This is a genomic window from Shewanella aestuarii (assembly GCF_014647215.1).
GTDB classification, from domain to species: domain Bacteria; phylum Pseudomonadota; class Gammaproteobacteria; order Enterobacterales; family Shewanellaceae; genus Shewanella; species Shewanella aestuarii.
The window spans coordinates 319008-331201 of record NZ_BMOT01000003.1 but is presented as its reverse complement, the minus strand read 5'-3'; the positions used below and the strand labels follow the sequence as shown (position 1 = coordinate 331201).

9 protein-coding genes are annotated in these 12194 nt (G+C 42.6%); 7 read left to right on the top strand and 2 right to left on the bottom strand.

Going from position 1 to position 12194, the window contains the following annotated elements:
- Positions 1–239, top strand: a 239-nt coding sequence (locus tag IEY03_RS07440; protein WP_373290842.1) for a hypothetical protein, incomplete at its 5' end; no start/stop codon positions are given.
- An 801-nt stretch (positions 240–1040) separates the two neighbouring features.
- Here IEY03_RS07440 and fadJ read toward each other — a convergent pair.
- Positions 1041–3167, bottom strand: coding sequence for a fatty acid oxidation complex subunit alpha FadJ (gene fadJ, locus IEY03_RS07435; protein ID WP_188840710.1), 2127 nt, complete (start codon positions 3165–3167; stop codon positions 1041–1043).
- Between the two features lie 5 nt (positions 3168–3172).
- Positions 3173–4483 (bottom strand): acetyl-CoA C-acyltransferase FadI, encoded by a 1311-nt coding sequence (gene fadI, locus IEY03_RS07430; protein WP_188840709.1) that lies wholly within the window; start codon positions 4481–4483, stop codon positions 3173–3175.
- A 544-nt stretch (positions 4484–5027) separates the two neighbouring features.
- Here fadI and IEY03_RS07425 point away from each other — a divergent pair.
- The 6 genes from IEY03_RS07425 to IEY03_RS07400 are packed head-to-tail and all read left to right on the top strand — an operon-like array spanning position 5028 to position 12179.
- Complete coding sequence (locus IEY03_RS07425; protein ID WP_188840708.1) at positions 5028–5984, top strand: AAA family ATPase; 957 nt, start codon at positions 5028–5030, stop codon at positions 5982–5984.
- A 3-nt stretch (positions 5985–5987) separates the two neighbouring features.
- Positions 5988–6923 (top strand): DUF58 domain-containing protein, encoded by a 936-nt coding sequence (locus tag IEY03_RS07420; protein ID WP_188840707.1) that lies wholly within the window; start codon positions 5988–5990, stop codon positions 6921–6923.
- Positions 6924–7505 (top strand): DUF4381 domain-containing protein, encoded by a 582-nt coding sequence (locus tag IEY03_RS07415; protein ID WP_229778225.1) that lies wholly within the window; start codon positions 6924–6926, stop codon positions 7503–7505.
- Complete coding sequence (locus IEY03_RS07410; RefSeq protein WP_188840706.1) at positions 7499–8503, top strand: vWA domain-containing protein; 1005 nt, start codon at positions 7499–7501, stop codon at positions 8501–8503. Before IEY03_RS07415 ends, IEY03_RS07410 begins: the two co-directional genes overlap by 7 nt.
- The gene (locus IEY03_RS07405) at positions 8500–10566 is read left to right on the top strand and encodes a vWA domain-containing protein (protein WP_188840705.1); all 2067 of its coding nucleotides are present in this window, start codon (positions 8500–8502) and stop codon (positions 10564–10566) included. The genes IEY03_RS07410 and IEY03_RS07405 overlap by 4 nt, the downstream gene beginning before the upstream one ends.
- Positions 10560–12179 carry a BatD family protein gene (locus IEY03_RS07400; protein ID WP_188840704.1) on the top strand — a complete coding sequence of 540 codons (1620 nt, stop codon included), beginning with the start codon at positions 10560–10562 and terminating at the stop codon, positions 12177–12179. Before IEY03_RS07405 ends, IEY03_RS07400 begins: the two co-directional genes overlap by 7 nt.
- Positions 12180–12194: the final 15 nt, after the last annotated feature.

The following is a 12194-nucleotide window of genomic DNA, read 5'->3' as shown; positions in this document are numbered from 1 at the left end:
CTGGCTTACCTGTTATTAAAGTTCTAGACACACAAACGGCTGGCTTACCTGTTATTAAAGTTCTAGATACACAAACGGCTGGCTTACCTGTTATTAAGGTTCTAGACGCACAAACGGCTGGCTTACCTGTTATTAAGGTTCTAGACACACAAACGGCTGGCTTACCTGTTATTAAGGTTCTAGACACACAAACGGCTGGCTTACCTGTTATTAAAGTCCTAGATACGCAAGTTGCTTAAGGAGTTAGACTATGTTTACTTCATTGAAAATTGCATTAGGTTTAGCCAAACCAGCACGTAAAAAAGTCAAGTTACCTGCAGGGTTAGAGCATTTAGAAGTCATTCAAGCTAAAGCTTGGTGGAAGTAACACTGCGATTCAAACAAAAAAGGAGCTAATAGCTCCTTTTTTGTTTGTTGAAATCTTGGGTTTTAAAGCCGTTAACGAAATTCACAGGTTAGTATGCAAATTTTGGTCGGTTTAAACTTTATTCACTATGTTAGTTCAAGACAGATCACAGACTTAATCGATGCGATTGAGCGCCCTCGACTTTGCGGTGGGCTAGATGTTTATGTGTTGTGAATAACGGATAGGCTATAGGCCCTAATAATGCGCCAACAAAGGCCCATCGCTTAACGGCTAGCCCAGCATGATATGCTGAAAATCCTAAAAACAATCCACTCACCAACAGCACTAATGATAATAAAAACCACTCGAATTGAAATATCACTGAAACCTCATCTTACACTCAGTTAACTACATTCCATGATGACAAATACTGATCATGCCGTTTGGCACTCCATTTCAGCACGAATAGTTGCCATAATTAAACCGTAACTCATTAACAATCGAAATTAAGGTTCAAGCATTATGCACTGTGGGACAATCCACTTAATACGAAACAACTAAAAATCGCTCGCATTATACCCTAAAGAGCGCTAATTTCGATTAAAAATAAGGCAAAAGTTTTCCGTAGCGGCAATAAAAAACGGCAATCAGTTGCCGTTTTTTTAATCTACTTTAGTTGACTAAGCCAAACTAACTAGTTTGTATGAAAGCTATCGCCTTCTGTTGCCATGCTTTTAAGCATTTCACAAGGAGCAAAACGATCACCATATAACTTTTGATAACGCGTTAACGTATCAACTAAGTTTTTAGCCCCTAGAGTATCTATGTATCTGAACGGTCCACCTAGGAATGGTGGGAAACCAATACCAAAAATAGCCCCGATATCACCATCTCTGGCATTTGCAATAATGCCCTCTTCTAAACAACGTACCGCTTCATTAAGCATTTGAATGGTACAACGCTCAGCAATCTCTTTTGCTTCTTTATCTGAAGCAGCTTTAATCCCTAACACGCCATATACGGATTCATCAACCAATTTAGCTTTCTTGGCTTTAGGGCCGTATTGATAAAAACCTTTACCGTTTTTACGACCTTTACGATCATCGGCAAGTAATTTGTCAAAAGCTGCAGGTGCAGAAAAACGGTCGCCAAGTTCTTTTTCTAAAATGGGTGAAATTTTGGCTCCCACATCAATGCCCACTTCATCAAGTAAAGTCATAGGGCCAACAGGGAAGCCAAACTTAACCAAGGCATTATCTAAATGTTCAACACGCTGACCTTCAAGTAATAATTGCGCCGCTTCATTCATATACAGTGCAAGAATTCGGTTTACATAGAATCCTGCGCCATCTTGAACAACAATCGGTGTTTTACCTTGCTTACGCGCAAAGGCTACTGTGGTTGCAATCGTTTCAGCTGAGGTGGTCTTATGGGCAATAACTTCAACTAACGGCATTTTTTCAACTGGTGAAAAATAATGCAGACCAATTACATTTTCAGGGCGTGTTGCTGCCTGTGCGATTTGACCAATTGGTAATGAAGAGGTATTGGATGCAAAGATAGTGTGTTCACCACATTCACGTTCAACATCCTTGACCATTTGATGCTTCAAAGCTAAATCTTCAAACACTGCCTCAACGACGATATCAGCATCTTTAATGCCTTTATAATCTGTTGTGGTCGTCATCAAAGACATGATGTTGTCACGAACAGCCGGTGTCATGTGACGACGTTTCACGCCTTTGTCTAACAATTTGTACGCATACGCTAAGGCGTTACTTAGCCCTTGCTCAGAAATATCTTTTACTCGTACGGGAATTTTGGCTTTAGTTGTCGTTACCGAAGCGATACCACCACCCATTAAACCACCACCTAACACCATGGCTTTTTTAACTTTACGAGGCTCAGCGCCAGCGGCGCCAGTTTCTTTTTTCATTTCGGTCGTAGCAAAGAAAATACTGCGTAAAGCCGCTGATTCTTTAGACATAACTAAATTGCTAAAATGAGTCGCCTCAACCTCTAGCCCTTTAACCATACCTTTATTCAGGCCCTGACGAACACAGTCGATAATCTTAGTTGGAGCAGGATAATTACCCGCTGTTTTCTTTTCTACTTGTTTACGCGCTTGATCGAACATGATGTCACGGGTAAATGAAGTTGACTCTAAAAACTGATTTAATCTCGATTTTTTAACCGGTTTAGCAGCATTTTTGCCTTTTTTAGCAAGCTCAATTGCAGTAGCAAGCAAAATAGAGTTGGGCACAACATCATTCACTAAACCCATTTTTAATGCTTGTTTCGGGCGCACTTGCTTACCGGTAAGCATTAAGTCTAAGGCTGTTGCCACCCCCACTAAACGCGGCAAACGCTGGGTTCCACCGCCACCTGGTAATAACCCTAACTGCACTTCAGGTACACCAAGTACTGTTTTATTGTCATCACTGCATACACGTAAGTGACATGCTAGAGCAAACTCTAATCCACCCCCTAAGCAAGCACCATTGATAGCTGCAACAACGGGAATATCCATACTTTCAAGTGCATTAAATACAACATGACCCTGCTGCGATAAATCTTTAGCATGTTGCTCGCTGGTACAAGCAGCTAACATACTGATATCTGCGCCTGCGATAAATGAGTCTTTTTTCCCTGAGACAACAACTAAGCCTTTAATGCTAGTGTCACCTTTTACTTCAGCGATGATTTGCGACACCTCAGGACCAAATTCAGACTTTAAGGTGTTCATGGTCTCACCAGGCACATCCATAGTCAGGATTGCTATGCCGTCTTCGCGACGTTGTAAGTTAAAAGTCTTTTCCATTGTAATTACTCCACTTCCACGATCATTGCTGCACCTAAACCACCTGCGGCACATGCTGTTGCTAAACCAGTACCACCGCCACGACGTTTAAGTTCTTGACACACTTGAGTAATTAAACGCGTACCTGTAGCAGCAAATGGATGACCATAGGCTAATGAGCCACCTAAAACGTTAAACTTACTCATGTCGATTTCACCAATAGCACGATTACGGCCTAGCTTTTCTTGTGCAAACTTTTTCGATCCAAACATTTGCATGTTAGCTAAGGTTTGTGCCGCAAATGCTTCATGCATTTCTACTAAGGTAAGATCTTCTAATTCCATACCAGCACGCTTCAGTGCCAATGGTGTGGCATAGGATGGGCCCATTAACATGTCTTGCCATACGTCAATCGCCGTAAAGGCGTAACTCTTAATGTAACCAATAGGCTGATAACCTAGTGCTTTCGCACGACCTTCACTCATTAAAATAATGGCCGATGCACCATCGGTTAAGGGTGTGCTGTTTGCAGCGGTTACCGTACCATGCTTGCGATCAAAAGCAGGGCGTAACTTGGCATAAGACTCTAGAACGGAATTTTCACGAATGTTGTTATCACGGTCGATAAACTGCTTATAGGGAGGAATGTGTGCCGCCATCACTTCTTGCTGTAACACACCTGAATTCCAGGTTTGGGTTGCAAGCGTGTGTGAACGATGCGCTAATGCATCCTGATCGGCACGGCTAATACCGTAGGTTTTAGCCATTTGTTCAGCGGTTTGCCCCATAGATAACCCCGTTGAATACTCAGCAACAGCTGGCGGAACAGGCATAAGGTCTTTTAAACCTAAACGACGCATAATCGCAAATTTCTGCTGGAATGTACGGGCTTTATTTAAATCAACCAATGCATGAGCTAGTTTTTTAGATACACCGATAGGTAATACCGATGAAGAGTCTGCACCACCAGCAATACCAATTTCAACATTGCCTGTCATGATTGATTCAGCAACGTTCACCGCTGATTGGAAAGATGTCGCACAAGCACGTGTCACACTGTAGGCATCGGTAGACACATCCATACCCGTCCCTAACACGATTTCACGGGCAATGTTCGGTGCCGCAGGCATCTGTACAACCTGTCCATAGACCAATTGTTCGATGGTTTTAGGGTCTAATTCTGAACGAGACAACAACTCATTCACCACCATTTTGCCCATATCTAGCGCTGATACGCCATGGAATGCTGTAGCCTGCTTTGCAAAAGGCGTTCTTAAACCTGCGACGATAGCTATACGCTCACCGCGGGCATTTGTTACTTGTTGTCTATCACTCATTTTTCACCCTCTTCTTATCGTTAACCTGGCGATACAAGCTCAAGTTGTAAATATCCGTTTCTGTCTAACTAGTGGTCAGACCATCAAAATGTGATCTGATTCTAACTTTTTATTTGCAGGTTTTAAACACCTGTTTAGATATATCTTTAAATGTGCCAATCAAGTGCTAAAACCTCTTAATAAAAGTACCTATAAATCAATCAGTTTAAGCGTATTTTTCAAAATATTAAATAGTGGGTATGCGAATACGCTTGTTAAAAAGAGAGACCCATAAATGAATCCAAAGCTGTTAATTTATTCCATTATACGGTCATAGGATAACCTGATAATTAAATCCATAATGGCCAATAATCTCTGGGTATTGTGAAAAAACTGAGCAAATTAGCTCATAAACTAGCATGACTGGATCTGCTAACGTATCCATAAAAAAGTTAATAGTTTCATTGAGGGTTAAAATCTGTTAATCCTACTAGCCAAATCCATAGAGAATTCATAACATAAGCGCCATTATGTTTATGTTATTAGCAAATTATTGAGTAACCGTATGCCTTTAAGCCGATTTCATTCTTTAAGAACTTATCTCGACACAGTCATTTTAGGCCAACCCGTATTGACTGAAAATCTATTAATTGCATTGGTCGCTGATGGTCACTTACTCGTTGAAGGACCACCAGGTTTAGCTAAAACTCGTGCTGTAAAAGCCTTATGTGATGGTGTTGAAGGTGAGTTTCATCGTATTCAATTTACCCCAGACTTGCTGCCAGCGGATTTAACTGGCACAGATATTTATCGTCAGCAAACGGGAACATTTGAATTTGAAGCTGGGCCAATATTTCATAATTTAATCTTAGCAGATGAGATTAACCGAGCTCCGGCCAAAGTGCAGTCAGCATTGCTAGAAGCCATGGCCGAAGGACAAGTCACAGTGGGTAAAACCAGTTACCCGCTACCGAAACTGTTTTTAGTCATGGCGACGCAAAACCCGTTAGAAAACGAAGGGACTTACCCGTTACCTGAAGCACAGTTAGACCGTTTTTTAATGCACTTGAATCTCGATTATCCAAGTGCTGAAACCGAATGCCTTATTTTGCGTCAGTCACGTAAAGAAGCGATTAGCCATCAATTACCGACGATTGAACCTGTTGCCCAATCAGATGTGTTTGCTGCTCGTGATGAGGCATTAGAAATTTATCTTGCTGAACCACTTGAGCAATATATTGTTGAAATCGTCATGGCAACGCGTCAACCCCAGCGTTACAGCCCAGAATTAGCCAAATGGCTAGAATATGGTGTCAGTCCCCGCGCAACAATTTCGTTGGAACGATGCGCACGAGCAAGAGCCTGGCTACAAGGCCGTGATTTTGTTTCTCCGGAAGATATTCAAGCTGTCGCGCCAAATGTGTTACGTCATCGATTGTTATTGAGTTACCAAGCACAGGCTGAAGGCGTTACAGCAGATCGCGTTATTAGCAGTATCTTATCCCAAGTCGCAGTACCTTAAACTATGAGCTTAGCAGCATTATCACTGCCATTATTTAGCGATGGCATGAACTTGAATGAGCAGGAGTTAATTGCCTGCCAAAGCTTGTCTCATGTTATTGCAGATAGAAAAACGCGAGCAAAAGCATCGATGTCCGGTCACAGGGCGAGCTTAGTGAAAGGCCGAGGTATGGAGTTTGCTGAAGTACGTCATTATCAAAATGGTGATGATGTGCGTTCTATTGACTGGCGAGTGACCGCAAGAACAGGTGTTGCCCACACCAAATTGTTTATCGAGGAACGCGAACGCCCTATTCTGCTATTAGTGGATTTGAGCCATAGTTTGTATTTTGGGTCGCAACTGTTATTACAAGCAGTGCAAGCCGCGCATGTTTGTGCCACCCTTGCCTGGAGCGCCGTGCAACATGGTGATAAAGTCGGGGCATTAATTGCAAGTGAAACTAATCACTTAGAATTAAAACCACGCAGTCGTAGACAAGGTATGCTGCAATTATCCTCAGGACTGATTGATGTTCATCAAAAACAACTAAATCAATTTGATAATCTCCCTCAAGATCCAGACCATATTTTCAAAGCCTGTCAGCGACTGCAGCGCATTGCTAAGCCAGGTTCATTGGTGTGGATCATTACCGATGGGCATCATTTTAATCCGCGTTGCTTAGCACCGTTAACCCAACTAAAACGCCATTGCGATATTGGCGCATTTGTTATCACAGATCCACTTAGACAGGGTACCTTAGCTTTGCCTAAGCAATTTACTTTTCCGGTAAGAGATGGCAAACAACAGCTGACATTAACCCGTGATAGTTACCAAAAATGGTTGGATGAACAACAGGCCTCACAAAATGAATTTAACCAATTAATGAAACAACTTAACGTACAGCCCAAATTCATTGATGCGGGTAAGCCTCTGTGTGATCAATTGGAATTATTACGCTAAATGTTATCTCTTTTACTTAACTCATTAATGGCATCAGCAACCTCAAGTGTGCCACTTCCAGAAGTTAATCAGGCTTCATCGCCTTTAGCACAAATGCATGACATCGCATTGCCAGAAAAAGTGTCATCTTTACCCATTGCACCAGGTTACTGGATTTTATTGCTGCTGCTAATATTATCGCTAAGCTGGATGGTAAAAACACTACTTAAAAAATACCGTTATCATGCACCGCGTAGAACCGCACTCGCCATGCTTAACGCCATGGACAGCAATGCAAATACCTTCGCATCGCAGGTGAATAGTCTATTAAAACGCACTGCCATGACATATTTACCAAGACAATCATTAGCCCATTTAAATGGTCAACCTTGGTTTGATTGGTTAGATAAACGGCTGCCAGCTAATCATCAGCGCAAGATAGGCACATTACTATTTAAACGCCATCAACAACAAGGCCTCACCATCGAAGATAATCAACAATTGCTTATCTTAGCGAAGCTGTGGCTTGCTAATTCGGCCCCTTTTGAGCAAGTGAATATTTCAAATACTGATCCACAAAATATATTGGAGGCGCAATGTTAAGCTTAACTTGGCCTTTAGTATTCGTTTTACTGCCGTTGCCACTCTTTTTTAGACAAACTAAAAATGTCGACCAAGGTGGCCATCTGCAGCTACCAGGTGTCAGTCATGCCATCAAAAATCAAACTCGACAAAACGTTAAACACTCCCGTAAATTATACTGGCTAATGTGGCTGTTTTTATTATGTGCCGTTGCCAGACCCCAATGGCTAGGTGAGCCTATTGAGTTACCGTCAAAAGGACGTGACTTAATGATGGCGGTAGACTTATCCGGCAGTATGCAAATTGAAGACATGGTGGTTGAAGGTAGAACCGTTGACCGGTTTACTCTGATCCAGCATGTGTTAGCTAATTTTATTGAACGTCGAAATGGCGATCGACTCGGATTAATTTTATTTGCCGATCATGCCTATTTACAAGCTCCGCTCACTCAAGATAGGCGCTCTGTTGCCAAGTTTTTGACCGATGCACAAATCGGCTTAGTGGGCAAACAAACAGCCATTGGTGAAGCCATTGCCCTAGCTGTAAAACGTTTTGACATGGTTGAAGAAAGTAACCGTGTACTGGTATTGCTGACCGATGGTTCGAATAACGCTGGTACTATTGAGCCTGAAACCGCTGCTGAAATTGCCGCAAAACGTAACATCACTATTTATACCGTGGGCGTTGGTGCTGAGCTACTCGAACGTCGCACCATTTTTGGTAAAGAGCGTATCAATCCATCGATGGATTTAGATGAAACACAATTACAAAAATTAGCCGATATGACCCATGGTCAATACTTTCGGGCTCGCAGTAGTGAAGACCTTGAACAAATTTATCAGACCATAGATAAATTAGAGCCAGTAACTCGCGATCAATTAAGCTATCGCCCTAAAAAAGAATTGTTTTATTGGCCTTTATTGATGTCTTTATTATTGAGCATGTTAATTAGCTGTAGACAACATTTTCAAGCTGGAATGGTGTTACCTTCATTCAAACGTGGAGCTAAAACACTATGATCCATTTTATTCGCCCAGAGTGGTTGTTAGGCTTGCTACCACTGATCCTATTAAGTGCCTTGTTTTGGCGTCGCCATCAGCAACAATCGGCCTGGAAACAATATATCGCGCCCCATTTAAGTCCCATGTTGATAAGTGACAGCGTAGAGCAAGGGCGTAAACCGAAATGGATGCTAGCATTTTGCTGGCTAATTGCCGTATTGGCGTTATCAGGACCTGCGATAACCAAGCAAAACCTGCCCGTTTTTGCCACTGAACAAGGACGTGTACTGGTGATGGATATGTCTTATTCCATGTACGCAACCGACCTTAGCCCTAACCGTTTATCACACGCGCGTTTTCGCGCAACTGACTTACTATCAGAAATTAAAGAAGGTGAAACAGGCCTTATCGCCTATGCTGGTGATGCATTTACCATCAGTCCCCTTACCCGTGATAACGCCACATTATTAAACTTATTACCTACATTAACCCCTGATATTATGCCATCAAGAGGCTCTAACTTATCCGCGGCAATCACCCTTGCAGAGCAGTTATTAGCCCAAGGAGGACATATAACAGGTGATATCATTTTAATGACAGATGGCGTTTCAGATGATCAATTTAATCAGGTGTATAGCCAACTTAAAAATAGCCGTTATCGATTATCCATTTTAGCGTTTGGGAGCCAAAATGGTGCCCCCATTAAGTTAGCCGACGGCCAGCTGATGCGTGACAGCAGCAATGAGGTAGTTGTCGCTAAAACAGATATTCGCTTATTGCAAAAACTTGCCAAACGTGGAGCGGGAATCGTTATTCCCACTCAGGCAGATGGCAGCGATATAAAGCAATTAAGCCAATGGCTAGCTGAGGATGGTCAAGCCAAAGCCACTGAACTTGAGGGGGAATCTTGGCAGGATTTAGGACCTTACTTAGCAATACTGTTGCTTTTACCTATGCTATTGAGCTTTAAACATGGAATATTGCCTAACATTGTATTGCCCACTGCATGGCTACCTTTGGCGGGATTGATTGGCTTACTCACTGTAGGCAGTGCTTACAGCCCCAGTGTTAGCGCCAGCGTATGGGATGATTTATGGCTGACCAAAGATCAGCAAGCTCAGCAAGCTTTTGAGCAAGGTGATTACCAACAGGCAGCTAAAAAGTTTAGTGCTTCAAATTGGCAAGCATCAGCCCATTATAAAGCGCAGGAATATCAAAAAGCCCTTGAAGGTTTTGAACTAGATGACACAGCTCAAGGACTATACAATCAAGCCAATAGTCTGATGCAACTCTCTAATTTACCTGAAGCGATAAAGCGGTATCAAAATGCCTTATCGTTGCAACCTGACTTTACTGAGGCTCAGGAAAACTTGGCGCTGGCTGAAGAGTTACTCAAACAACAGGCGCAAAATGATCAACAAAATGGTCAGCAAGGTGATCCGCAAAGTAATGAACAAAACAGCGAAGACCAACAAGCTCAGCAGCAGGATCAGCAACAATCCGGCTCAAATACTGATCCCAATGGCCAGCAAAGCAAGGATGAACAACAGCAAAGCCAGCAACAGAATGAACAATCACCTGAAAACGCTGAGCCAAATCAAAATCCTCAAACAGATGAACAGCAGCAAGGTGCTGATACCAACAAACAATCAGCCAATGATCAGCCATCATCTCAAGATGAACAAGATGGACAATCTCAACAACAATCAGATAAACAACAATCTGATGCCAGCTCTTCAGGTGACGCCAAAGATTTAGAGGAACAATCACCAGAGAATGAAGCTAGCATGCAAGCTAATACAGAATCGCAACAGCAAGAGGCTAGCGATAGCGAAAAGCAGCAAAACGTAGCGTCGCCAGCTTCTGAACCCACAGATAAACCAACGGAAGATCAAAATAAGCCAGTTGAACAAGCGATTAGTCCTACCAGCTTAGGTCAAGAACCATTGCCTGAAAATATGGAGCGAGCATTGCGCGCAATAAGTGAAGATCCACAGGTACTGATCCGCAATAAAATGCAATTGGAATACCAAAAACGACGTCAACAAAATCAACAGGTCAAGGAAACAGAGCAGTGGTAATTCGAATTTTATTAAGCCTTGTGCTGCTTATTATTGCCCCTTCGGTTATGGCGCTTAGCCAAGTTGAAGCCAGTATTGAAAAAAACCCCGTAATTGCGGGTGAATACTTTGTATTGAATATCACGGCCAATGATGATCTTAATACCGCAGCATTAGACACCTCAGCATTATTGGACAATTTTATTGTGGGTAGAACCAGTGTGGGCAGAAGCACTCAAATGGTCAACTTCAACACCACCAAAGAAACACGTTGGCAAATACTGTTAGCCGCAAAATCCAGTGGCAGTATTACGATTCCGCCCTTCACGATTGAGGGCATCAGTTCATCGCCAATTATTCTGCAAGTAGCCCCCAAAGGAAGTCAGCCACAAGAAGCGCAGAATTTATACATAGAGGCTAGCACCAATGTTGATGAAGCTTATGTTGGGCAATTGATTAACTATAAAGTTAAATTATATCTAGCCGTTGAGCTACAACGTGGTGTCCTCAGCGCACCTGTAGTGAAAGGCGCACAAATCAAACAAATTGGTGAAGACACCGACAGCACTGAAATCGTTAACGGCCGTCGTTTTCGAGTTATTGAGCGTAACTACGGTATTGTTGCGGGTTTACCAGGTGAAATCATCATCGACGGCGCCAATTTTTCAGGCGATGTGTTAGTTGAAGCGCAACGTCGCGGCGGTATGTTTGGCTTTAATGAAAGTATCCCTATGCAAACCGAAGCCGACCGTAAAGTAATTCAAATCAATAGCTACCCTCCTAGTTACCAAGGGGAATGGCTGGTCAGCGATTTAGTATCATTACGTGAAGTATGGCCCGATACTCAAACCACTTTTGAAGCGGGCAGCCCTATCACCCGAACCATTAGTTTAATCGCCATGAATGTGGATGAAAATAGTCTGCCAGAATTGACTATGCCGACGACCGAAGGCCTAAGAGTTTATCCAGAAAAACCACTGCGTCAAACCGGTATTCGTGATGGTCAGGTAATATCGCAATACAGTTTAACCGCCGCCATAGTACCTACCAAACCTGGCACCTATACTCTGCCGGAATTAAAAGTACCTTGGTGGAACACCCAATTAAAGCAGCAGGAATATGCCATTTTACCGGCTAAAACAATCACAGTTGTTCCTGGTCAAATGGGCGATAATGCATTAACTATCACGCCACAACAACCTGCCTATCAGTATGCGAGGTACTGGCCTTGGTTAACGGGTTTGTTTGCAACATTATGGTTAATAACACTGATATTATGGCGCAAAGCGGTTTCACAACAAAACCTTAATATTACAAGGAAAACCATTCAACGTCCTGTTGCGGATGTGGCCAGCCTAGCTACGATTACCGAAGCATGTGATCGTAATAATGTCAGCGATGTGATCAGTGGATTACAAAGATACTTTTCGGCAATATTACAGCGTCAAGTTACGTTAACTGAGATCAGTCAGTTGTCTGAGCCACTTAACCAAGCATTAAGCGATTTACAACAATCCCGTTATAGCAAGCACTCCACGACTATTAACAAATCGCAATTAATAAATGCGCTGAAGTCCTACCATCACAGCAAAAATACACCATCAGACTCTGTCATTGCCAAATTAAATCCCTAGTCTAGTTTTTGCTTC